The organism is Paramagnetospirillum sp. (assembly GCF_058402745.1).
On the sequence record NZ_JBZVFI010000018.1, the window covers coordinates 60533 to 85369 of the forward strand.

A 24837-nucleotide genomic window follows, 5' to 3' on the forward strand; every position below is an offset into this window, starting at 1 on the left:
ACCTTTGGACGCCTTGTCTAGCGCCCGAACTTCATACCCGGGGGCAAAAGGCCGCCGATGCCATGCCGCATCAGCCCCTTCTGACCCAGCTTGCCGACCTTCTTCATCATGTCGGCCATCTGCTGATACTGCTTGAGCAGCTTGTTGACGTCCTGGACCTCGACCCCGGCGCCGGCGGCGATGCGCTTCTTGCGCGACGCCTTGATCAGGTCGGGGTTCTTGCGCTCGGCCTTGGTCATGGACGAGATGATCGCTTCCTGGCGGGCGACCATCTTGTTGTCGATATTGGCGTCCTTCAGCGCGCCGGCCATCTTGCCGATGCCGGGCAGCATGCCCAGGATGCCCTTCAGGTCGCCCATCTTGCGCACCTGGGCGAATTGCTTGCGCATGTCGTCCAGGTCGAACTTGCCCTTCTCCATGCGCTTGGCAAGGCGTTCGGCTTCTTCCTGGTCCAGGGTCTCCATGGCCTTCTCGACCAGGCCGACCACGTCGCCCATGCCGAGAATGCGCCCGGCGATACGGTCCGGGTGAAAGACCTCGAGAGCGTCGAGCTTCTCGCCGCCGCCCAGGAACTTGATGGGACGGCCGGTGATGGCGCGCATGCTGAGCGCCGCGCCGCCCCTGGCATCGCCGTCGATACGGGTGAGAACGATGCCGGTGACGCCGACCTTCTCGTTGAATTCACGCGCCAGGGTGACGGCGTCCTGGCCGATCATGGCGTCGGTGACCAGCAGGGTCTCGGTGGGCTTGGCCACGTCGCGAACCTGGGCGACCTCGGCCATCAGCTCCTGGTCGATGTGCAGGCGGCCGGCGGTGTCGAGGATGACGACGTCATAGCCTTCCTTGCGGCCCACATCCAGGGCGCGCCTGGAGATGGCCACCGGCATTTCGCCCATGACGATGGGCAGCGAGCCCACTTCGGCCTGGCCGGCCAGAATCTGCAGCTGCTGCTGGGCGGCGGGGCGGTAGACGTCGAGCGAGGCGAGAAGGACCTTCTTCTTCTCTTTCTTCAGCTTGAGCGCGATCTTGGCCGAGGTGGTGGTCTTGCCCGAGCCCTGCAGGCCGACCATCAGGATGACCACCGGGGGCACGGCCGACAGGTTCAGCTCGTTGCCCTTGGCGCCCAGGGTGGCGATCAGCTCGTCATGGACGATCTTGACCACCATCTGCCCCGGGGTGACCGACTTGATCACTTCCTGGCCGACGGCGCGGGCCTTGACCCGGCCGATGAATTCCTTGACCACGGAAAGCGCCACGTCGGCCTCGAGCAGGGCGACGCGGACCTCGCGCAGGGCTTCGGTGACGTCGGCCTCGGACAGCGCGCCGCGCCCCGTCAGCTTCTCGAATACCGCACCCAGTCTTGAGCTCAGGCTCTCGAACATGATCCGTCCATAAGCAATTGCACGCCGGTGCGCGACACTCGCGGACCGACGGGCCTCCGTGGAGGCAAAGGTCTCCAGACATCTGAAGAGGGTGGGGTTTTAGTCCGTCGTGGCGGAAGAGTCAACAGGTATGGCGGCCGGGACGGCCGCGCTCCGTGAAGGTTTGGAGCGCGGGCATCCTGCCCGCATTCACGGGCGCTCGGGCTTGCCCTTGCGGTGGCCGTCCTTCTTGTCCTTCCACGGCGCCTTCCTGGGCCCCATGGGCTTGACCCCGGCGGGGGGCCTGGGACGGTCGTCGGGGCGGGCGGCGGCGGGCTCGGCGGAATGCTCGGCCAGGCGCTCGATGCGCACCTCGGCCTTCTCTATCTGGCGCAGCGCGACGGCGAAGCGGTCGGCGTGGGCGGCGTCGATCTCGAAGCGGGTCTCGCGCTCGAAGATGCGGATGGCGCCGATCTCCGCCTTGGTCACCTTGCCCTGGCGGCAGATCATGGGGATCAGCCAGCGGGGGTCGGCGTTCTTCTGGCGGCCGATATTCATGCGGAACCACACGGCACCGCCGGGCAGTCCGGGGCCCCTGCCCTCGCGCGGCGGGCGGGGCTCGCGTTCGCGGTGCTCCCGGGGCTCGCGGGACGGCGTGCCGGGGCCGGGATCGAACACTTCCTCGGCGGCGGGCAGGTGCGAGCGGTACAGGCGGACCAGGGCGCAGGCGATGTCCTCGGCCGAGCGCCCCGCCAGCAGGGCGCGGGCCATGTCCTGGTCGTCCTCGGAATTCTCCTCGGCCAGCAGGGGGCTGGCGAGCAGGCGTTCCTGGTCGAGCCGGCGGATATCCTCGGGCGAGGGCGCGCCGCTCCAGATGGCCTGGATTCCGGCACTCTGCAGCAGCATGTCGGCCTTGCGCCGCCGCGACAGCAGGACGAGGAGGACGCTGACGCCCTTCTTGCCGGCGCGCCCGGTGCGGCCCGAGCGGTGCTGCAGCGTCTGGGCGTTCTGGGGCAGCTCGGCATGGATCACCAGCCCCAGATTGGGCAGGTCGATGCCGCGCGCCGCCACGTCGGTGGCGACGCAGACCCGCGCCCTGCCGTCCCGCAGCGCCTGCAGCGCGTTGTTGCGCTCGTTCTGGCCCAGCTCGCCCGACAGCGCCACGGCGGCGAAGCCGCGCTCCAGCAGGATGGCCTGGAGATGGCGTACCGAATCGCGGGTGTTGCAGAACACCATGGCGGTGGGTGATTCGAAATAGCGCAGCAGGTTGACCACCGCGTGCTCGATCTCGTTGGGCGCCACCCGCACGGCGCGGTACTCGATGTCGGCGTGGCCCTGGGCGCCGGCCGAGACGGCGATGCGCCAGGCGTTGCGCTGGTAGCGCTTGGCCAGGGAGACGATGCCGTGGGGCAGGGTGGCCGAGAACAGCAGGGTGCGCCGCTCCTGGGGGGTGGCCTCCAGGATGAATTCCAGGTCCTCGCGGAAGCCGAGGTCGAGCATCTCGTCGGCCTCGTCCAGCACCACCGCCTTCAGGCTGCCGACGCTCAAGGCGCCGCGCTCCAGATGGTCGCGCAGGCGGCCGGGCGTGCCCACCACGATGTGGGCGCCCTGGGCGAGCATGCGCTGCTCGGCCCTGGGGTCCATGCCGCCGACGCAGGAGACGACGCGGGCGCCGGCGTGTTCGTACAGCCAGGACAGCTCGCGGTGGACCTGCAGCGCCAGCTCGCGGGTGGGGGCGACGATCAGGGCCAGCGGCTCGGCCGCCCGGTCCAGCACGAAGGCATCGCCCAACAGGGTGTCGGCGATGGCCAGGCCGTAGGCCACGGTCTTGCCCGAGCCGGTCTGGGCCGAGACCAGCAGGTCGCGCCCCAGGGCGCCGGGCTCGAGGACGGCCTCCTGCACGGCGGTGGGATCGGTGTAGTCGCGCTGGGAGAGCGCCTTGAGCAGCGGATGGCCCGTGGGGAAGAAGTCCATGGAATGCGGGGGTGCTTTCTTCAGAAGAACATGTGTCGCCAGGCGACGCGGTCGAGATATCACGTTTCCCGCGCCCATGACCAAGACTATCGATCCGCCCGGCAAGCAGCCCTGCCGTGCGTCCGTCCTGAATTGGCCGTTCAGCCCCCGTTCATCCGGAAGCGGATACGGTCAGTTTGGATCAGTTCCATTTGGGGGAGCGAACATGGCCGCCATCATAGAACCCGTGGATCAGCCTTTTCCCATCCGCAGGCTGTTCGTCACCCGGATGATTCCGGCCCTGGCGGTCTCGGCACTGATCCTGCTGGCCGGAGGCTGGCTGTCGGTGACCTCGCTGGAGCGCCGGGTCTACCTGGAAACCACCCAGCGCCGGGTGGAGAATGCCGTCCATCTGGTGGAGAAGGCAGAACCGGAGGTCTGGGGACGGCTGATCGCCGGCGAGAATCCGGCGGCGGTGTTCGCCGACCCGGCCAGCGCCCGGGCCCGCTTCCTGCTGGAGGCGGTGGCCAATGACGGCCACGTCCACAAGCTGAAGATCTTCAACGCGCGCGGCATCACGCTGTACGCCTCGGACAGCGCCGATCTCGGCGTGCGCGAGGAGAACGCCCTGATGCGCCGGGTGCTGCGCGACCTGCGCCCGGAGATCGAGACCTCGCTGCGCGGCGACCTGTCGCTGTACGAGATCTATATCCCCATCCAGACCAACGGCGGCACCATCGCCTTCGAGGTCTACGAGCCCACCAGCGTGCTCGACGACATCATCTCCGACAGTTTCACGCGCTTCGCCGTGCTGCCGGCCATCATCATGCTGGCCTTCGGAATCTGGCTGTACCGGGTGGTCGGCAAGGCCCAGGCCGACATCGACGGAAGGGTCAGCGCCCAGCAAGGGCTGCGCCGCCAGCTGGAGCGCTTCGTCTCCCAGAGCGCCGGCGCGGCGGCGCGGCTGTCGCCCGGCGGCGTGGTGCCCACCACCCGGGCCGGAATGACCCTGTTCTATTCCGACGTCCGCGACTTCTCCAGCCTGGCCGAGTTCCATCCGCCCCGGGCGACGGTGGAATTCCTCAACGAGCTGATGACCCGTCAGGTGGAAATCGTCACCAATCATGGCGGCGACGTGGACAAGATGATCGGCGACGCCCTGCTGGTCCGCTTCGAGGGCAGCGACCGCGAGGCCCGCGCCCTGGCGGCGGCCCAGGCCATCCTGTCCGATCTGGCGGCGCGGCCCATGGCGCGGTCCATCGGCATCGGCATCTACGATGGCGAGGCCATCCTGGGCGCCATCGGCCCCAAGGAGCGGCAGGACTTCACCGTCATCGGCGACAGCGTCAATCTGGCCGCCCGGCTGTGCTCCCTGGCCGAGGCGAACCAGCTGGTCATCGACGAACTGGCGTTGCGCCGCTCGGGCCTGCCCGATACCGGATTTTCCGTCGCCGAGGAGAACAAGGTCAAGGGGCGGGCCGGGCTGGTCAGCGTCCGGCGCTGGTCGCCAATTTAGATATAACAAAGGGATGTGGCGAATTCCTTCACAAAAACTTTAGATTTTTCAGGCGATAGTACCATGTTGTATTCGTGTGCCTTGATGCAGAGGGGGACGCCTTGTCCGGCCGTGCGGGGTTTCGTAACGCGGTTCTGGGTGCGAGCGCGGCGGCTTTGCTGTCCGCCTGTTCCGTCATGCCCGAGGATCTGGCCGAAATCCGCGCCGACATCAACCGCCATGCGGAATCCCTGCCCCAGGACGTGCTGAAGCGTCCCCTGACGCTCGAGGACGCCATCGCCCTGGCGGTGGCCCACAATCTCGACGCGCGGGTCAAGGTGCTGGAAGAGGTGCTGGCCGCCGGCAAGGCCGACCTGTCGCTGTTCGCCATGCTGCCCGAACTGGCGGCCAAGGGGAACTGGTCCAAGCGCAATCCCAGGAAGGTCACCACCTCCAAGGACATGTCCACCGGCACGGTGGCCAATTACAGCACCGGCGAGGACAGCATCAGCCGTACCGGCGACCTGACCGCGTCGTGGAACCTGGTGGATTTCGGTATCGCCATGGTCCGCGCCGACCAGGAGGAGGACAAGATGGTCCTGGCGGCGGAAAAGCGCCGCCGCGCCCAGCATCTGCTGATCCAGGACGTCCAGGCCGCCTATTGGAAGGCGGTGATCAACGATTTCGCCAACCGCAAGTACAAGTCGCTGGAAGCCCGTCTGGTCAAGTCGGTGGAGGACGCCGAGACCGCCGAGCGCACCAAGGTGGGCGATCCCATGCAGATGCTGGGACATCAGCGGGCCATCGTCGACACCATGCGCCAGATCGCCGAGCTGCAGCGCCAGACCTCCACCGCCAAGGCCGATCTGGCCGGCCACATGGGGGTGCCGTCGGCCAATGCCTTCGATCTGGCCGAACTGAAGGACGATTCCTTCCTGTCGGTGGAGGACCCGGAGCAGCCCGTCGAGGCCATGGAGGCCACCGCGCTGGCCAACCGGCCGGAACTGAAGACCGAGGAGGTTCAGTTCCGCATCGACCGCAACGACATCCGCACCGAATTGCTGAAGACCCTGCCGGGCATCGGCCCCTTCATGGGCGGCCACTACGATTCCAATTCCTTCATCAAGTACAACGCCTGGGTGGATGCCGGCACCCATGTGGCGTGGAACCTGGTGGACATCCTGACCGCGCCCAAGCGCATCACCAACGCCCAGAATACCGCCGAGACCACCCGGGCCCGGCGCCTGGCCATGGGCATGGCGGTGCTGACCCAGGTGCATGTGGCCGACATCCAGTATCGCCACTCGCTCAAGGAATACCGGCTGACCGAGCAGATGGCCGCCATCGACCGCCGCATCACCGGTCTGGCCGCCAAGTCCAAGCAGGCGGGCAGCGGCAGCGCCATGGAGGAGATCAAGGCCGAAGCCGCCGGCATGCTGTCCACCCTGCGGCGCTTCATCCTCTATTCCGACCTGCAGGGCGCCAAGGCCCGCCTCAAGGCGGCCCAGGGCATCGACCACGCCCCGCCGTCCGAGACCTTCACCGATTCCCCGCCGCCGGAAACCACCGCCGATGCTGCCCCCCAGACCGGTTGAGCTGGAGGGGCTGGACGACAAGGCCAAGGCGGTCTCCGCCTGTCTGCGGGCCCTGGGGCATGCGGTGGCCGCGTCGGCGCTGAAGGATTCCTACCGCATGGCCAGCGCCGACGCGGCGGAATCGCCCTGGATCACCACGCTAGGACGCTACGGCTTCGCCGCCCATGTGGAGGACGGGGTCAATCCGGCCAAACTGGGCGCCGACCTGTTCCCCTGCGTCGTGCTGGGGCCGGGCGAGCCGCGCGCCCTGGTGATGGCGCCGGCCGAGGGCAGCCCAAGCCGCATGCTGTTCATCCGGCCGCGCCTCGACCGCGAGGCCGCCGCGCTGCCCACCTCGTGGCCGGCGCTGCTGTCCTCGTGGAAGCCCATGGTGGCCCGCGCCGGATTGGCCGGCATGCTGGCCAACGTGCTGGCGCTGGCCGCGCCCATCTTCTCGGCCCAGGTCTACGACCGGGTGCTGCCCCACGGCCTGCTGGATTCGCTGGGCGCCATGGTGCTGATGTTCCTGGGCGCCGCCCTGTTCGAGCAGGTGTTCCGCCGCCTGCGCGCCCTGTTCGTCGAGGACGCGCTGCACGAGGGCAACATCCGCCTCGCCATGGACATGCACCGCCGCATCCTGGAGACCCGGTTCGAGGGCGCGGCGGCGCCCTCGGGCCATCTGATGCGGCTGTTGCAGGATTTCGATTCCATCCGCGACGGGCTGGGGGCGGCGGCGGTGTCGCTGCTGGCCGACCTGCCGTTCATGCTGCTGTTCCTGCTGGGCCTGTTCCTGTGCGATCCGCTGATCGCGCTGGCCGTGCTGGCGCTCAACGTCCTGGTGGCCGGCGGCACCCTGTTCGCCATCCACCGCCAGAAGCTGCTCTACAAGGAATTGTCGGGCGCCGCCACCCAGCGGGCCCAGGCGGCCCAGGAATCCTTCTCCGATCCCGAGACGGTGCGGCGCGTCGGCGCCGCCACCTATCTCCAGGCCAGATTCCGCCACGGCACCGCGCTCTACGCCGCCACCGCCCGGGCCATCCGCACGCTGTCGGCGGCGCGCGGCAACCTGTCCATGCTGTCCCAGAACCTGGCGCTGCTGCTGGCCGTGGGGCTGGGGGCCTGGCGCGCCATGGACGGCGGCATGAGCGCCGGCGTGATCCTGGCCGCCACCATGCTGGCCACCCGCTTCACCGGCGCCGCCATGCAGATGGTCTCGGTGGTGCCCCAGGTCCAGGCGGCGGTCGCTTCGCTGGAGGCCTTGCGCACCGTCACCGGGCGGCCCACCGAGCGGCCCACCGGCTCGGCCCTCATCCACCGGCCGGTGGCGCGCGGCGCGCTCGCGGTCGAGGCGGTGACCGCCCGCTATCCCAATGCCTTCAACCCGGCGCTGGATTCCATCTCCCTGGAACTGGGGGCGGGCGAGCGGATGGCGGTGATCGGGCCGTCGGGATCGGGCAAGACCACCCTGGAAAAGGTGCTGTCGGGCATCATCCGCCCCATTTCGGGCCGGGTGCTGCTGGACGGCGTCGACATCGCCCTGGTGGACCCCGCCGATCTGCGCCGCCATCTGGCGGTCTGTCCGCAGACCCCGCCGCTCTATTCCGGCACGTTGCGCAACAACCTGTGCTTCGACGGGCTGGTCTCGGACGAGCAGATGGTCGCCATGATGAACCTGCTGGGCGCCGGCGGCGTCATGCCCATGGGCATGGGCCTCGACTTCCAGGTGGTCGAGGGCGGCCGCAACCTGTCGGGCGGCCAGCGCCAGATCATCGCCCTGGCCCGCACCCTTTTGCGCGGCGCGGCGGTGACCATTTTGGACGAGCCCACCGCCTTCCTCGACGAAGCCTCGGAAAAGCGCGCCATCGCCGGCATCCATCAGGCGGTGGGCAGGAATTCGCTGGTGGTCATCTCCCACCGCCCGGCGGTGGTGGCCTTGGCCGCCAAGGTGGCGCGCCTCGACAAGGGCAGGCTGGTCGACGTGACGCGCCGCGCCGCGCCCACTCCGGCGGGAGGGGCTTGAGATGACCGGCGGCCCGCTCGACACCTTCCGCTCGCCGGTCCACGGCATCGCGCCCAGGCTGACGCCGCCGTCGGCCTCGTGGCTGCTGGTGTGGTCGGCTCTGGCCTTCATGGTGCTGGTCGGGCTGTCCGCCGTTCTGGAGATCGACGAGGTGGTGACCGCCCAGGCCCGAATCGAGCCCTCCAGCCAGGTGCGCCACGTCCAGCATTTCGAGGGCGGCACCATTTCCGAGGTGCTGGTCCACGAAGGCACCCTGGTGGCCGAGGGCGACGTGCTGGTCCGCCTGGTCAACAGCCAGGGCGCCGGCGACCTGGCCGACAAGCGCGCCCGCTGGTCGGCCTATCAGGCCCGCGCCGCCAGGCTGCGGGCCGATCTGGACGGGACCCCCGAGATCCGCTGGCCCAAGGACGTGGAGATCGATGCCGAGACCAGGAAGCGCGAGATGGCCATCCACGCCGAGCGCCTGTCCCACCGCGCCCAGCAGGCCACGGTGATCTCGCGCGAGATCGAGCGCCGCCGCCGCGAGGTGGTGGAGATCGAGACCAAGGTCGCCGGACTGTCCCGCGCCCAGGCCAAGGGCGTCGAGGAGATGCGCATCAAGAAGAAGGCCTATGATTCCGGCGTGGTCGGCAACCAGGAGATCGTCAAGCTGGAGCGCGAGCAGCTGATGCTCGACACCGAGGTCTCCACGGCGCGCGATTCCATCTCGCGCCTCAAGGCCCAGATGGGCGAGGCCGAGGCCAGGCTGTCGGAATTCGAGAAGGGCTGGCGGGCCGGCGTGCTGGACGAGATCGGCAAGGTGGAGGCCGAATTATCGGCGCTGAAGGCCACCATGGAGGTGGCGTCCGACCGGGAATCCCGTTCCGAGGTCCGCTCTCCGGTCAAGGGCATCGTCAAGATGAGCGCCATCGGCAGCGTGGGACAGGTGGCGAAACCCGGCGACACCCTGATGGACATCGTGCCCCTCGACGACGCCCTGGTGGTCGAGGCCAAGGTGCCGCCCCAGGACATCGGCCATCTGCGCCCCGGCCTTGCCGCCTCGGTGCGGCTGTCGGCCTACGATCCCTTCCGCTTCGGCTCGCTGCCGGGCAAGGTCGTGATGGTGGGCGCCGATTCCTTCGAGGAAACCCGGGGCGCCGTCACCTCCACCTACTACAAGGTCCAGATCCGCTCGGACAAGGTGGAACTGATGGACGGCAAGGGCGTGGCCTGGCCGGTGCGTTCGGGCATGGCGGGAACCGCCTCCATCATCATAGGGGCCAAGCCCATCTTACGTATGGTTCTCGACCCGCTGCTGCGCAACGACATGATTTTTTCATTGAATTCGTTCAAACTGAACTTGCCGGCATGGTCCGAATCCCCAAGAACGGGGAGCGGGACACCGTGATGACCGGTGCTGAGGATTGGTGCCATGCACATTGATCCGTCCCAGGTTCCGGCGGCGAAGAACCTCGCCACGCCGGTCGCCGATTCCAAGGAAGCCGCCGCCAATCCGGTGATCGGCAAGGTGGAGAAGCTTTCGGGCGAAGCCTGGATCGTCCGCAACGGCCAGGAGGCGCCCGCCCAGACCGGCGCGCCGCTGATGCAGGGCGATTCGGTCAAGACGTCGCAGGGCTCGCAGATTTCCCTGGTGTTCGCCGACCGCTCCACCTTCGTCCTGAAGGACAAGGGCCTGGTCGGGCTGGACGAATTCTCCTACAACCCCGCCACCAAGACCGGCAAGGAAACCTTCCTGGTGGCCCAGGGCGGATTCAGCTTCGTGTCGGGCGACATCGCCAAGACCCAGCCCGACGCCGCCCGCCTCGCCACCCCGGTCATGAGCCTGGGCATCCGCGGCACCACCGTGGCCGGCGCCGTGGCTGAAGGCGGCGCCACCACCGTGGCCCTGCTGCCCGACCCCGGCTCCAACTTCGTCGGCGAGGTGGCGGTCAGCGCGCTGGGCGGAGGGCCGAGCATTACCCTCAATTCCGCCGGCTCGGGCATCGTCGGCGCGACATCGAGTGGCGGTTGGTCGGTGTCGGCCAATGCCGGCGCGGCCGTTATCAATATCGCTCCCGCCGCCGCTCCGCCGCCGGCCGTGGCGCCCACCCTGCCTACCGCTCCGACAGGAACGGGGGGTAATCCCGGTACGGGCAATGTGGTGGTAACGGTGGAGGCTCCACCGCTTCCGCCGCCGCCGCCACCGCCGCCACCGCCGCCGCCCCCCCCGCCGCCGCCACCGCCGCCGCCGCCACCGCCGCCACCACCACCACCGCCGCCACCACCGCCGCCACCACCGCCGCCATCCAATCCGCCCAAGGTGGATGGCGTCACCAACGCCACGTCCAGCGACCAGGCCGGCCTGTCCACCGGCACCATCACGGCCAGCGACCCCGACCCGGCGGATAAGGGCAAGCTGACCTTCCGCCTGACCGGAGGAACCGCCCTCGACGCCACCCATGACACCCTGGTGACCAGCCACGGCACCATCACCCTGGACACCAGGGCCGGCACCTATACCTTCACGCCCGACGCCGGGGCGAAATCCATGGCGGCGGGCGCCACCGCCACCGACACCGCCAGCGTGCAGGTCGCCGACACCCAGGGCAAAACCGCCACCGCCACCATCGGCGTGGATATCACCGGCACCAACGACGCCCCCACCGTCTCGGGCACCGTCACCATGGCGGGCTCGCCCATCGTCGGCGCGGCCGCGACCATCTCCATCGCCTCGCTGGTCAGCAACGCCACGGATGTCGACGGCGACCCGCTGACCATCTCGGCGGTCACCGCCAGCAACGGCACCGCGGTCATCAGCGGCACCGACATCGTCTACACCCCGGCCAGCACCGGCGTGCTGACGCTCACCTACACGGTGGATGACGGACAGGGCGGCACGGTGACCGATCACGCCACCATTTCGGTGGCCAGCGGCACCCTGGTCACCACCTCGGGCGCCGACACCCTGAACGGCGGCGCTGGGTCCAGCGCCTACGAGACGGCGGTGGCCAACTTCACCGCTGGCGACATCATCAACGACAGCGGCGGCACCGCCGACACCCTGACCGTCACCGATGCCGGAACCCTCGACCTGGCGGCGGGAACGGTGGCCGGAATCGAGGTGCTGAACCTGGCGGCGGGCGGCAACACCGTCATTCTGGGCGGCGGCGCCGATCCGCAGCAATTCACCACCATCACTGGTGGCGCGGGGACCGACGCCATCCAGCAGGCCAGCGGCGGCGGGACCTTCGACCTGACCGGCATCGTGCTGACCTCCATCGAATCCGTCGCCACCGGCACCGGCACCTCGTCGGTCACCTTCGACGAGACCTCGGCGGCCGGCGTGACCGTGCTGGTGGACGGCGCCACGGGCGACGGCGATTCCGTCACCTTCTACCAGACCGTGGCCGGCACCCTGGACATCAGCGGCAAGACCATCACCAATTTCGAGGGCATCAATCTCGACGGCTCGCTTTCCTCGGGCGACGTGGTCCTGACCGCCGGCGCCCAGGCGGCGGTCATCACCGGCGGCAGCGGCAACGACACCCTGACCGGCGGCTCGGGGGCGGATTCCTTCATCGGCGGGCTGGGCAACGACGTCATCCACGCCTCCCATTCCGACCCCCTGATCAATGGCGGCGGCGGCACGGATACCCTGGTCGCCGGGGGAACCTCGTTCGAGGACAATATCGACGACAACCACCTCCAGGGCATCGAGACCGTCAACTTCACCAACGCCACGGTGGCCGGGCAATGGTTCAAGCTCGACAACCAGAGTGAAGACTTCACCATCAACGTCACCTCCTCGGGCAACGTGACGGTGCTGGGCGGCTCGGGCGGCGACGTGATCAACGGCGGCAATGGCGGCGAGTATCTGTGGGGCTACCTGGGCAACGACACCATCGCCGGCAATGCCGGCAACGACACCATCATCGGCGACGCGGGAACCGACGTGGCGGTGTTCAACAACAACGCCCAGGATTATGCGTTCTCCCTCAGCGGAACCACCGTCACGGTGGCGGCGCAGGCGGGAACGGACGGGACCGACAAGGTCGATGGAGTGGAAACCCTGCGCTTCGCCGATGGCGACGTGGCGGTGACCACCAATTCCGGCGTTTCCGTCACGGCACTGAACTTCGCCGCCGCCACCGGCGGGGTGAGCGTCGATGCCTCGGCCCTGAGCACCGTGGTGACCCTGACCGGCGGCGGCGGCAACGACACCTTCATCGGCGGTTCGGGAGCGGATTCCTTCGTGGGCGGCCTGGGCAACGACGTGATTTACGGCGCCAGCAACGACGCCGTGATGGACGGCGGCGGCGGCACCGGCGACATCCTGTCCATCGGCGCGGTGAATTTCGAGGACGGCCTGGGCAATAACGGCCAGATCACCAATATAGAGACCATCAACCTCACCAACGCCTCGTCGGCGGGCCAGTGGTTCAAGTTCGACGACCAGAACGACGGCTTCACCATCAACATCACCTCGTCGGCCACCGTCACCGTCCAGGGAAGCCAGGGCAACGACGTCATCAACGGCGGCAATGCCGGCGAGTATCTGTTCAGCGACCAGGGCAACGACACCGTCTATGGCGGCCAGGGCAACGACGTCATCGACGCCGGCGCCGGAACCAACGTGGTGGGGTTCTCGGGGGCGGCCTCCAACTACGCCATCAGCCTGTCGTCCACCACCCTGACCGTGGCGGCGCAAAGCGGCACCGACGGCACCGACACGGTGACCAACGCCCAGACCCTGCGCTTCTCCGACCGTGACCTGAGTTACGCCAGCGGCACCCTGACCGCCACCTCCTCGGCCGACACCCTGATCACGGGCAGCGGGCTGACCAAGGTGGATCTGGGCGACGGCAACGACAGGCTGACCACCGACTTTTCGTCGCTGAGCGCCGGACTGTCGGTGCTGGGCGGCCTCGGCACCGACCAGCTGGTGGTCAGCGACGCCATGGGCAGCACCATTTCCATGGCCGCCATCACCGACGTCGAGATGGTGACCCTGTCATCGACCACCGTCGCCACCCAGTTGCTGGACATCTCGTCGGACGCCACCAGCGCCGGCATCAAGGTGGTGGACGCCTCGGCCGCCAACGGCACCGTCAAGGTTTTCGGCAATTACCGCACGGCCGACCTCACCCTGACCGGCGGCGGCGGCAACGACAGCCTTTATGGCGGCAACGGCAACGACACCCTGGCGGGCGGCAGCGGCTCCAACCTCCTCGATGGCGGCAGCGGAACGGATGTGGTCAGCTATGCCGCCATGGGCGCCGGCATCACCGCCATCATCAGCGGCGCCACCGCCACCGTGACCCATTCCGGCGGCACCGACACGGTCACCAATATGGAGACGCTGATCGGCTCCTCCCATGCCGACATTCTCACCGGCGGCACCGGAGCCGAGATCATCGACGGCGGCGGAGGGGCCGACACCTTCACCGGCGGCGACGGGGCCGACACCTTCACCGGCGGCAGCGGGGCGGATACCTTCGTCCTCACCGACGCCACCCAGTCCCTGGACACCGGCCGCGACGTCATCACCGATTTCGACACGGGCATCGACCACATCGACATCTCGCTGACCGGCAGTCACGTGGACGTCTCCGGCTTCGAGGTGGTCGCCACCTATAACGGCGGCCAGGCCTCACTGACCGGCGGGTCGGCGCGCACGGGCGGCGTCATCGGCGACGGCTTCTTCTCCATCGGCGACGGAGCCCTCTACATCTACAAGGGCAACTCCGATTCCAATATCGTCTCCGACGGCGGCTACGTGGTGGGCAGCGCCAACACCATCAACGCGGCGGATCTGAACTTCAAGATCACCGGCACGGCGGGCAACGACACCCTGGTCGGCGGGGCGGGAAACGATTCCCTGACCGGCGGCGACGGCACCAACACCCTGACCGGCGGAGCCGGATCGGACGTCTTCGCCCTGGATTCGGCGGCCACCGCCACCGCGGTGATCACCGATTTCGACACCGCCTCGGACAGCCTCTCCCTGTCCAACGGCAGCTTCGCCCTGGGCAGCACCGGCACCCTGGCGGCCGGCGATTATGCCGAGGGAACCACCACCATCACGGGGACGGCACAGAATCTGGGAACCGGCGACGGCATCGTCGCCATCCAGAACGGCGCCGACGTCGAGGTTTGGCACACCACCGACATGTCCGCCGCCGACAACACCAATTCCCATCTGGTCGCCACGCTGAACAACGTCAACACCAGCGCGCTCGACAGCACCAACTTCCATCTGGCGATTTGACGCCGTCTGGGCGTCCATCCGATTGACGTTGAATCGCATCTTGTTCTCCGTGACCCCCGGACTTGATCCGGGGGGCCGGATTGCCGGGTCAAGCCCGGCAATGACTGGAACGGGGGCGGTGCGGATTTACGGCCTGACCGATCATTCCTCGGCATCCTCGCCGCCGCTGGCCCATTCGCGCACCCGGGCCAGATGCAGATAGTCGGAGTATTTGGGGGCATGCTCGGGATGAGGGCGGGCGGCATAGGGGGTGGCCGGATCGTCGAACACCGCGATCAGGGCGTGCAGGCCTTCCAGCGCCTCGTCGGCCAGGGTGGCGGCGTCGTCCCCCGCCGGTCGTTCGTCGCCACCGGCGGTTCCGCCCTTGAGATGCCAGTACAGAAGGTCCGAGACCGGGGCGGCGGGAATGCCGCCGAAGCCGCCGTGGCAGGCGATCACCGCCTCCAGCGGCAATTGCGGCGCGAAGCCCGCCGCCACCTCGCGGGCCCGGGGCGGGGTGCCGGTCTTGTAATCGATCAGGCTCAGGGTTCCGTCCGCCATCTCGTCGATACGGTCGGCCTTGGCGGTCAGGGTGAAGGGACCGGCGGGGGCGGCGATCTCCAGGGCTCCCCCCGCCTCGGCATGGACACGGGCCACGGCGTGGCGGCGGCCCCGCTCCTTGGCCGCCACCCAGCGGGCCACGGACTGGAACCTGGGCCACCAGAACGCCCACAAAGCGGGCGACAGCGCTTCGGCCTCGAACACCGCGCGGCCGACGCGCAGCAACTCTGCCTCCGGATCGGGGGGAAGGTCGCGGGGCCAGGCCTTGAGGAAGGCCTCCAGCGCCGCGTGGACCATGCTGCCGTATTCCGCCGCCCCCGGGTCGGCGTCGATGGGGTCCAGCGCCTTCAGGCGCAGCACGTGCCGGGCGTAGATGGCGTAGGGGTCGCGCATCCAGGTCTCGATCTCGGTGACCGAAAGGCGGCGGGGCCGCGCCGAAACCGGCGGGGCGGGGGCGGGAATCTCCGGTCGCTTCCAGAAATCCGGGCGGTCGAGCTGGGCGTGCCAGTCCAGCCACTGGCCGGCATCCTGGTCGAAGGCGAGGCCCGAGCCGGTCATCACCGCGTCGAGCCGCATCAGCCAGCGCGACGGCACCGTGGGGGTGCCGTCCACCCGGGCGGAACGGCTCAGCACCACCCGGGGCGCCGCCGACCCTTGAGCGAAATCGTGGGCGGCCAGACCGATGCGGCGCTCGGGGGGAGCAAGGCCGAAGGCGGCGCGCATGGGCCGGCTCATCCACGGATCGGCCTCGGGCGGGGCGGGCCAGGTGCCCTCGTTGAGCCCGCCCAGGATCAGCAGGTCGGCATGCTGCAGGCGGGCCTCCAGCGGCCCCCAGATGAACAGGCGGGGATGATGGTCCCAGGAGGAGCGCACCGCCACCCCGGCCATCACCTCGTCGAACAAAGCGGGGTAGCAGCGCCCGGCCAGGCTTCCCAGGGCGGGAGCGGCGGCGGCCAGATCGGCGGCGAAACGGGCGGCGGCCTCGCCGGCCTCGCCCCGCCACAGCCGGGCGGGGCCGGGCAGAAGCTCGTCGCCGGCCAGCCATTCGGCGAATTCCATGTGGGCGCGCAGCAGATCGGCCAGGGGGACGTCCCCGGCCGCCAGTCCGTCGGCCAGCGGCGCCGCCATGGTCTCCAGATCGGCCAGCCACGACGACAGGCGCGGCTCCGTCACCATCCGCCGCAGGCCCGCCACGCCGGGGGCCGGGCGGGGACCGCGCAGCGCCAGACGCTCCAGCCGGCGGACCAGGGCGCGGAAGGCTCCGCCGTCCATGCCGCCCGCCGCCAGGGGATGCTTGAGGCAGGCCAGCAGCGCCTGGGGAGCGAACTCCTCGGCCACCATGGCGGCGATGAGGCGCAGGAAGCCGCCCGGCTCGGTGAGGCCCAGCGGCCGACCGGCGGAATCGTCGATGCGGATGCCCCAGCGCTCCAGCTCGCCCGCCACCCGCCGGGCCAGACCGCGATCGGGAGTGACCAGGACGCAGGTATGGCCCTCGCGGTCCAATTCCCGGCGCATCATCAGGGCGATGGCCCCCGCCTCCTCACGGGGCGTGGGGGCGTCCAGGCGCCAGACCCCGTCCAGGACCCGGGGATCGAGGACCGGCAGGTCGCGCCACGCCTCGCAGGTGGCGGCGGGACGCATGGCCTCGGCCAGCAGGCGCACCCGGTCCTGGCGCAGGTCCACGTCGGGGGTCAGCGGCCGCACGGCGTGACGGTCCACTTCCAGCCGGGCCAGCAGGGCCTTCAGGCCGTATTGGGGATGGGCGGGGTCCAGTTGCGCCCAGGACTCCTCGTCCATCTCCCGGTCGAGACCGGCCAGCACCACCCGTCCGGCGGGCAGGGCGGCCACCGCCGCCAGCAGATCGGCGGTGGCGGGGCGCGAGCCGGTGGAGCCGGCGGCGATCACCTTGTGGATGGGAGGCTTGGCCCGCCAGGACTCGATCTGGGCCGCCATCACCCGGTTCAGCCGGTCCTCGGGGTCGAGCACGCCCCGTTCGGCCAGGATGCGGGGCCACGCCTCGGTGAGAATCCCGAGGAAATCCAGGGTCAGCTGCCAGTGCCCGGCGTAATCCTCGGGCACCAGCCTGGCGAGGCCGGCGAAGTCCAGGCGTTCCACCTGCACGGAATCCAGCAGCTTGGCCAGTTCCGAGGCCAGCCGCACCGCCTGGTCGGGGCTGGGGACGTGCCCCCCCTGGGCCTTGGCCGCCGTCAGGATCAGCCGGGCGAGGATCAGCAGCCGCTCGGTGGGGCTGATGGCCGGAGCGAGGTCGAGGGGATCGGCCCCGGACAGGTCCAGTTCCTCCTCGTCCATGTCGCCTAGGGGCCGCAGCCGGGGCAGCAGCAGCGGCCGCCCCCCCGACAGCCGCAGGAAGGCGTCGCTGAGCGCGCGGCAGGCGCGCCTGGTGGGCAGCAGGATCTCCATGTCGGCCAGGGCCAGCGGATCACCACCCGCCTCGGCCAGCAGATGGGCCGCCAGGGTATCGACGAAGGCCGCGCCGGGCGGAATGGTGAAGACCGGACTGGTCATGCGGGAGCCCCTTGGACAGGACCGCCATTGTCCCCCATTCGGCGCCGACATGCAAAAGGCGGAGGAGGCGGCCGGCTAATCCTCGAAGGGCAGCCCCACGTAGTTCTCGGCCAGGGTGGTGCGCCCCGCCAGGGAATGGACCACGTAATCCAGTTCGGCCTCCAGCGCCCGCCGTTCGAAGGGCGGCGTGTCGGGAAACGCGTGCAGCAGGTTGGTCATCCACCACGAGAAGCGCTCGGCCTTCCAGACCCGGCGCAGGCAGCGCTCGGAATAGCGGTCGATGCCTTCGGTCGAGCCGCCGTAATACTCGATCAGGGCGCGGCCGAGATAGCGCACGTCCGAGGCCGCGAGGTTGAGGCCCTTGGCCCCGGTGGGCGGCACGATGTGGGCGGCGTCGCCGGCCAGGAACATGCGGCCGAAGCGCATGGGCTCGGCCACGAAGCTTCGAAGCGGGGCGATGCTCTTTTCCAGCGACGGGCCGGTGACCAGGCTTTCCGCCGCCTCGTCATCCAGCCGCGAGCGCAGTTCGTCCCAGAAGCGCTGGTCGGACCAGTCCTCCACCTTCTCGGACAGCGGCACCTGGACGTAATAGCGCGAACGGGTCCTGGACCGCATGGAGCACAGCGCGAAGCCCTTGTCGCTCCTGGCGTAGATCAGCTCGTCGCACACCGGCGGCGTGTCGGACAGGAGGCCCAGCCAGCCGAAGGGATAGACCCGCTCGAAATTGCGGATGGAGCCCTTGGGCACGCTGGCCCGGCACACGCCGTGGAAGCCGTCGCAGCCGGCGATGAAGTCGCAAAGGATCTCGTGGCGCACCCCGTCCTTGAGATAGGAGACGCGGGGATGGTCGGTGTCGAAATCCGACACCGCCACCTCCTTGGCCTCGTAGACGGTCTTGAGGCCGGCGGCCGCCCGCGCGTCCATCAGGTCGCGGGTCAGCTCGGTCTGGCCGTAGATCATCACCTCCTTGCCGCCGGTGAGGCCGTGCAGGTCGATGCGGTGACGCCTGGCCCCGATCAGCAGCTCGATGCCGTGATGGGGCAGTCCCTGCGCGTGCATGCGCGCCCCGACCCCGGCCTCGTCGAGGAGATCGACGCAGACCTGCTCCAGCACCCCGGCCCGGATGCGGCCCAGGACGTAGTCTCCGGTATGGGCCTCGAGAATGACGGCGTCGATGCCGGCCTTGGCCAGCAGCTGGCCGAGGATGAGGCCGGACGGACCGGCCCCGATGATGGCGACTTGAACACGCATGGCTTTTCTCCCGCCTACGCCGTTTCCATGGCGATCAGGCCGGCGGCGGTGTTGGAGATGGGGATGTGGTAGTTGGTGTGGACGGCCCTGACCCTGTCGCCCAGGGCGCCCCTGGCGGTCAGCCAGTTGATCAGCTCGACGCCCTGGGTCCCGGTCAGCTCCACCAGATCGGTGATGGAATACTGGGTGACCCAGTCGGGATCGGTGACCAGCTTGTCCAGGAATTCCAGGTCGAACGTCTTGTTGATGAAGCCGGCCCGCTTGCCGTCCAGCTGGTGCGACAGGCCGCCGGTGCCGATCACCACCACCCGGGCGTCGCTCTCCCACGCCTCGATGGCCTTGCCGATGGCGCGGCCGAAGGCGAGGCAGCGCTTCGGGGTCGGCAGCGGGAACTGCACGGTGTTCTGGCAAATGGGCACGGTGCGCAGGGCCGCGTTGCGCTCGGGCCACAGCAGCTCCAGCGGCAGGGTGAAGGCGTGGTCCACCAGCATTTCCTGGCAGGTGGTAAGGTCGAAGCCCTCCTCGACCAGGGAATCGATCAGGTGCCACGACAGGTCCTGATCGCCCTTGAACGGGGCCACGGTGGGAATGCCCCAGCCTTCGTCGGCGTTGCTGTATTCGGGCGCCGCGCCGATGGCGAAGGTGGGCATCTTGTCCAGGAAGAAGTTCAGGCCGTGGTCGTTGTAGACCACCACCGCCACGTCGGGCCGGACCTTGTCCAGCCAGGCATGGACGGGGGGGAATCCGTCGAAGAACGGCTTCCAGTATTCGTCCTGCTGCAGGTTGTTGGCGATGGCGCGCCCGATATAGGGCACGTGGGTGACGGAGACGCCGCCGACGATTCGGGCCATGTCAGTCCCTCCCCGCCGCGACGAGCTTCGCCTTGAACTCGTCCTTGGTCATGCCGGTCTGCTGCGCGCCGACGTCCTGCATGTCCAGCTTGTAGATACCGCCCAGCTTGGCGATGAAATAGGCGTTGCCGCCGGCCGCCAGCATGTCCAGCACGCTGAGGTCGAGCACCGCCTTGGTCTGCTCGGCGTTGAGGCCGAAGCGGGCACAATAGCCCTCGCGGTCGGCCAGGAAGGCCTGGCGGTTGGCTTCCGAGTTGAACGAGTAGCACATCTTGTTGAGCGCATAGCCCTTGCGCGCCATGTCGCCGTCGAAAATGGTGGTGCCGGGGATGACCCGCTTCGGTTTGGGTGCCACGTGTTTCCTCCTGCTCAGAATTCTTCCGTGTCGATTTCCGTCTGGATGGCCGCGTTGTAGCGGGTCCCCGACACGGTGGTTTGATTGATGAGGGTGTCCAGCCGGGAGACGGTCTGGGGCGAAAGCGCAAGCCCATCGGCCCCCAGGTTCTCGTCCAGATGGGCGAGGGATTTGGTGCCGAACAGGGCGATGATGTTCGCACCCTTGGCCAGGACCCAGGCCAGGGCCAGCTGGGCCGGGGTGCAGCCGGTCTCGGCCGCCAGCGCCTTGAAGCCGTCGAGCAGCGTCAGGTTGCGGGCATAGGGCTCGGGGTCGAAGCGGGGCATCTGGCGGCGGATGTCCTTGGCCTCCAGCTGGGTCGCCGGATCGGTGAGCCGCCCGGTGAGGAAGCCCCGGGCCAGCGGGCTGAACGCCACGAAGGCGATTCCCAGCTGGCGGCAGGCGTCGAGCACGGCGATCTCGGGGTTGCGGGTCCACAGCGAGTATTCACTCTGCACCGCCGCGATGGGGTGGACCGCATGGGCGCGCCGCAGCGTGGCGGCCGAGACCTCGGACAGGCCGATGGCCCTGATCTTGCCGTCCCTGACCAGATCGGCCAGGGCGCCGACGCTGTCCTCGACGGGAACCTGCCTGTCCCAGCGGTGCAGGTAGTAGAGGTCGATGCAATCGGTGCCCAGGCGCGTCAGGCTGTCCTCGCAGGTCCGCTTCAGGGTCTCCGGGCGGCCGTCGATCACCTTCTTGCCGTCCACCCCGGTCATGCCGCATTTGCTGGCCAGCGTGATGTGGTGGCGATGGGGCGCCAGAACCGGCCCCACCAGGGATTCGTTGGCCCCGAAGCCGTAGAGGGCGGCGGTGTCGAAGAAATCCACGCCCGCGTCCAGCGCCCGGTCCAGCACCGCCACCGCCTCGTCCCGGCCGGGGGGCGTGCCGTAGGCGTGGCTGAGATTCATGCATCCCAGGGCCAGGGCGGTGACGCTGAACTCTCCCACGCGGCGCTTTTCCATCACGGGGCCTGCTTCAGCTGCTGTTCGAGGGCGTGGAGCGTGCGGTAGCAGGGCAGCACCCTGGCCACCGAGGCGTTGGGCTCGCGGCCCTCGCGGATGGCGGCCAGGAATTCGCGGTCCTGCAGCTCGATACCGTTCATGGAGACGTCGACCCTGGAGACGTCGATGGGCTGCTCCTTGCCGTCCACCAGATCGTCGTAGCGGGCGATGTAGGTGCCGCTGTCGCCGATGTAGCGGAAGAAGGTGCCCAGCGGACCTTCGTTGTTGAAAGACAGCGACAGGGTGCAGATGGCCCCGGTGCTGCTCTTCAGCTGGATGGACATGTCCATGGCGATGCCGAGCGTCGGGTGGATGGGGCCCTGGATGGCATTGGCGGCGACGATCTCGCCTTGCGTCTGGTAGGCGAACAGATCGACGGTGTGGGCGGCGTGGTGCCACAGCAGATGGTCGGTCCAGCAGCGCGGCTGGCCCAGGGCGTTGATGTTGGTGCGGCGGAAGAAATAGGTCTGAACATCCATCTGCTGGATGTTGAACCCGCCGTCCTTGATCTTGTTGTGGACCCACTGGTGGCTGGGATTGAAGCGGCGGGTATGGCCGCACATGGCCACCAGCCCGGTCTGCTTCTGCAGTTCCACCACCGCCTCGGCGTCGGCCAGAGTGTCGGCCAGGGGGATCTCCACCATCACATGCTTGCCGGCCTTGAGGCAGGACATGGCCTGGGAGGCGTGCAGCGGCGTGGGCGTGGTCAGGATCACCGCGTCCACCTGCGGAAGGGCCAGGGCATCGGCCAGATCATGGCCGACATGGGGAATGCCGTAGCTGGCGGCCACCTCCTCGGGCTTGTCCTCGGCCCGGCTGACCAGGGACACCACCCGGGCGCCATCGATCACCTTCAGGGCGTCCAGATGCTTGACGCCGAAGGCGCCGGCGCCGATCAGGGCGATGTTGACGGGCTTGCTCATGGCGTCAGGTCCTTTCTTCCGGCCAGTAAAGGCGCATGGGATTGTCCACCAGCAGCCTGCGCTGCAGCTCGGCGGTGGGGGCGATGTGGGGGATGAAGTCCACCAGCAGCCCGTCATCGGGCATGTGGTCCTTCAGGTTGGGGTGAGGCCAGTCGGTGCCCCACAGCACCCGGTCGGGGAACTCCTCCACCACCTTGCGGGCGAAGGGCACCACGTCGCGGTAGGCGGCGCGCTCGCCGTCGAGCGCCGGCGGGCCGGAGACCGACAGGCGCTCGGGGCAGCTGACCTTGCTCCAGACATTGGCGTGCTCGCGCATGAACTTCAGGAACAGGCCGAATTGGGGGCCGTCCACCGGCTTGGTCACGTCGGGGCGGCCCATGTGGTCCACCACCACGATGGTGGGGAGCGCCGTGAAGAAATCCATGAGCTCGGGCAGGTCCACCGCCTCGAAATAGATCACCACGTGCCAGCCCAGCGGCGCGATGCGGGACGCGATCTCCATCAGCTCGTCCTTGGGGGTGAAGTCCACCAGCCGACGCACGAAGTTGAAGCGCACGCCGCGCACGCCGGCCGCGTCCATCTCGGCCAGTTCGGCATCGGTGACCGAGCGCCTGACGGTGGCGACGCCCCGCGCCCTGCCGCCCGATGACTTCAGCGCGTCCACCATGGCGCGGTTGTCGGCGCCGTGGCAGGTGGCCTGGACGATGACGTTGCGCGCGAAGCCCAGATGGTCGCGCAGGGCGAACAGCTGGTCCTTGGAGGCGTCGCAGGGGGTGTACTTGCGTTCGGGCGCGAAGGGAAACAGGTGGCCGGGGCCGAAGACGTGGCAATGGGCATCCACCGCGCCGGGCGGCGGAGTGAAGGCGGGCGCCGACGGGCCGGCATACCAGTCGAGCCAGCCGGGAGTCTTCTCGAAAGTCATGGCTTGTCCTTCATCTTCGCGAGGATGCGGTCGGCCTCGATCCGCCAGTCGCCCGACCGGGCGAAGCCGGCGGCACTCTTCGGCCCGAACACGCCTTCGTCGGCCAGATCGGCGACCCAGGCCTGACGCTCGGCGGTGCCGGCGGCGGAGAAGGGGTCAAGGCCGGCCTCGCGCACCGTGCGGGCCACTTCCCGCACTTCCTCGGCGCGGCGACGTCCGTGCTGGATCACCCGCTGGAAGAGATAGGCGCCCAGCTTCTCCCACTCCATGGCGGGAAAGGTCTCCTCCAGCGAAGCGATCACCGCGTCCTCGACGCCATAGGCCCGAGCGGTGGTGAAGCTTTCGATCACCATGGCCTCCAGGCCCTTGATCATCACCGAGCGGCACATCTTGGTGGCCGACGCCACGCCCAATTGGTCCGACGCCACCTTGGCGGCGAAGCCCAGTCCGTTCAACACCGGCTCCAGCCCGCCCGCCTCGGGCCCGCCGAGCAGCAGCGGCACCTTGATGCGGTAGGGCGGCACCGAGGTCATCACCGCGCCTTCCACGAAGCGCCCGCCTGCGGCGGCGATCAGCCCCGCCGCCTCGATCTTGGCCTTGGGCGAGGCCGAATTGAAGTCCAGGAACCACGTCCCGGCCTTGATCCCCGGCGCGCAGGCCTGGGCCACCGCCACCGCCTGCGACGCGGTCACCGCCGAGATCACCAGACCGGAAGCCGCCGCCAGGGCGGCATGGCCGCTGGCCAGCTCCACCCCGAAGCGGGCTGCGTGTTCCACCAGCTCACCCCCGGCCGGTCCACCCAGCTTGATGTCATAGGCCAGCACCCGCACCCCTTGGGCGCGCAGGTCCTCGGCCAGGATGCGCCCCACCTCGCCATAGCCGATCAGGCCGAGGGAAGAGTGAAGAGGGTTGTCGGGCCGGGTCATGACTGGTCTTTCTCCGTCATCCCCGCGAAGGCGGGGATCCAGGGGGTGCACCACCGACACGGCCGCGACTCCTGGCCCCCCGCCTTCGCGGGGGTGACGAAGACGGCGTTCGGTGGGCACATCGGGCTAGTCCACATATTTGAGCCCCGCCTTTTCCAGGGCCTCGCGCATCTTATACATGTCGAGGCCCAGTTCGCCGGCGGCGAGGCGGGCGCGCTTGGCGGCCTCGTTGTCTTCCCGCGCCTGGGCCGCGTCGGCGGCGGCTTGCGCGATGGAAGCCGGGACCACCACCACGCCGTCGTCGTCGGCCACCACCACGTCGCCGGGATTGACGCTGGCGCCGGCACAGACCACCGGGATGTTGACCGAGCCCAGCGTCGCCTTGATGGTGCCCTTGGCGCTGATGGCCTTGGAGAAGACGGGGAAGTTCATGGCCGTCAGGTCCTTCACGTCCCTGACGCCCGCGTCGATCACCAGGCCCACCGCGCCCCTGGCCCGAAATGAGGTGGCCAGCAGATCGCCGAAGAAGCCGTCGGTGCAGTCGGCGGTGATGGCGGCGACCACCACGTCGCCGGGCTGAATCTGCTCGGCCACCACATGCATCATCCAGTTGTCGCCGGGATGCAGCAGCACGGTCACCGCCGTGCCGCACAGATGGGCGCCGGTGTAGATGGGGCGCATGTAGGGCTTCATCAGCCCCACCCGGCCCATGGCCTCGTGGATGGTGGCGACGCCGAACTTGGACAGCTTCTCCACCGCCGCCTTGTCGGCGCGGGTGATGTTGCGCTTCACGATGCCCAGATTGTTCATGCTCATTTTTGCCTCTTGTTCTCGCCTGTCATCCTGACGA

General features: G+C 68.9%; 16 protein-coding genes. 5 read left to right on the plus strand and 11 right to left on the minus strand.

Translation table 11 applies throughout. The features are described 5' to 3' along the window. Positions 1-17 precede the first annotated feature (17 nt). Positions 18-1382, minus strand: coding sequence for a signal recognition particle protein (ffh, locus tag ACV4UZ_RS16265; protein WP_491601833.1), 1365 nt, complete (start codon positions 1380-1382; stop codon positions 18-20). 189 nt (positions 1383-1571) lie between these two features. Continuing rightward, the gene (locus tag ACV4UZ_RS16270) at positions 1572-3335 is read right to left on the minus strand and encodes a DEAD/DEAH box helicase (protein ID WP_491601834.1); all 1764 of its coding nucleotides are present in this window, start codon (positions 3333-3335) and stop codon (positions 1572-1574) included. Positions 3336-3540: 205 nt separating this feature from the next. Here ACV4UZ_RS16270 and ACV4UZ_RS16275 point away from each other — a divergent pair, with 205 nt between their 5' ends. From ACV4UZ_RS16275 to ACV4UZ_RS16295, 5 genes are all read left to right on the plus strand, one after another. Next, the gene (locus ACV4UZ_RS16275; protein ID WP_491601835.1) at positions 3541-4830 is read left to right on the plus strand and encodes an adenylate/guanylate cyclase domain-containing protein; all 1290 of its coding nucleotides are present in this window, start codon (positions 3541-3543) and stop codon (positions 4828-4830) included. A gap of 101 nt (positions 4831-4931) precedes the next feature. Further along, complete coding sequence (locus ACV4UZ_RS16280; RefSeq protein ID WP_491601836.1) at positions 4932-6404, plus strand: TolC family protein; 1473 nt, start codon at positions 4932-4934, stop codon at positions 6402-6404. Beyond that, positions 6382-8403: a peptidase domain-containing ABC transporter gene (locus tag ACV4UZ_RS16285; RefSeq protein ID WP_491601837.1), complete on the plus strand. Its 2022-nt coding sequence runs from the start codon at positions 6382-6384 to the stop codon at positions 8401-8403. Before ACV4UZ_RS16280 ends, ACV4UZ_RS16285 begins: the two co-directional genes overlap by 23 nt. A 1-nt stretch (position 8404) precedes the next feature. After that, the gene (locus ACV4UZ_RS16290; protein WP_491601838.1) at positions 8405-9790 is read left to right on the plus strand and encodes an HlyD family type I secretion periplasmic adaptor subunit; all 1386 of its coding nucleotides are present in this window, start codon (positions 8405-8407) and stop codon (positions 9788-9790) included. Between the two features lie 24 nt (positions 9791-9814). Then, positions 9815-14650 carry an Ig-like domain-containing protein gene (locus ACV4UZ_RS16295; protein ID WP_491601839.1) on the plus strand — a complete coding sequence of 1612 codons (4836 nt, stop codon included), beginning with the start codon at positions 9815-9817 and terminating at the stop codon, positions 14648-14650. Positions 14651-14791: 141 nt separating this feature from the next. Here ACV4UZ_RS16295 and addB read toward each other — a convergent pair whose 3' ends face one another. The 9 genes from addB to ligK all read right to left on the minus strand — a co-directional run bounded on the left by addB (position 14792) and on the right by ligK (position 24803). Continuing rightward, the gene (gene addB / locus ACV4UZ_RS16300; RefSeq protein WP_491601840.1) at positions 14792-17716 is read right to left on the minus strand and encodes a double-strand break repair protein AddB; all 2925 of its coding nucleotides are present in this window, start codon (positions 17714-17716) and stop codon (positions 14792-14794) included. Between the two features lie 75 nt (positions 17717-17791). Beyond that, entirely contained in the window at positions 17792-18967 is a 1176-nt protein-coding gene (gene pobA, locus ACV4UZ_RS16305; protein WP_491601841.1) for a 4-hydroxybenzoate 3-monooxygenase, read from the minus strand. A 14-nt stretch (positions 18968-18981) separates the two neighbouring features. Beyond that, on the minus strand, positions 18982-19818 hold the full coding sequence (locus tag ACV4UZ_RS16310) for a class III extradiol dioxygenase family protein (RefSeq protein ID WP_491601842.1): 837 nt from the start codon (positions 19816-19818) through the stop codon (positions 18982-18984). A gap of 1 nt (position 19819) precedes the next feature. After that, the gene (locus ACV4UZ_RS16315; protein WP_491601843.1) at positions 19820-20173 is read right to left on the minus strand and encodes a protocatechuate 4,5-dioxygenase subunit alpha; all 354 of its coding nucleotides are present in this window, start codon (positions 20171-20173) and stop codon (positions 19820-19822) included. A 14-nt stretch (positions 20174-20187) separates the two neighbouring features. Next, on the minus strand, positions 20188-21177 hold the full coding sequence (locus ACV4UZ_RS16320) for an aldo/keto reductase (protein ID WP_491601844.1): 990 nt from the start codon (positions 21175-21177) through the stop codon (positions 20188-20190). After that, positions 21177-22139, minus strand: coding sequence for a Gfo/Idh/MocA family oxidoreductase (locus ACV4UZ_RS16325; RefSeq protein WP_491601845.1), 963 nt, complete (start codon positions 22137-22139; stop codon positions 21177-21179). The genes ACV4UZ_RS16320 and ACV4UZ_RS16325 overlap by 1 nt, the downstream gene beginning before the upstream one ends. A gap of 4 nt (positions 22140-22143) precedes the next feature. Further along, positions 22144-23061, minus strand: a complete 918-nt coding sequence (locus ACV4UZ_RS16330) for an amidohydrolase family protein (protein WP_491601846.1) — start codon at positions 23059-23061, stop codon at positions 22144-22146. Continuing rightward, positions 23058-23987 carry a DUF1932 domain-containing protein gene (locus tag ACV4UZ_RS16335; RefSeq protein WP_491601847.1) on the minus strand — a complete coding sequence of 310 codons (930 nt, stop codon included), beginning with the start codon at positions 23985-23987 and terminating at the stop codon, positions 23058-23060. Before ACV4UZ_RS16335 ends, ACV4UZ_RS16330 begins: the two co-directional genes overlap by 4 nt. Before the next feature lie 126 nt (positions 23988-24113). Further along, a complete protein-coding gene (ligK, locus tag ACV4UZ_RS16340; RefSeq protein WP_491601848.1) occupies positions 24114-24803 on the minus strand; it encodes a 4-carboxy-4-hydroxy-2-oxoadipate aldolase/oxaloacetate decarboxylase in 690 nt (229 codons plus the stop codon). Positions 24804-24837 lie beyond the last annotated feature (34 nt).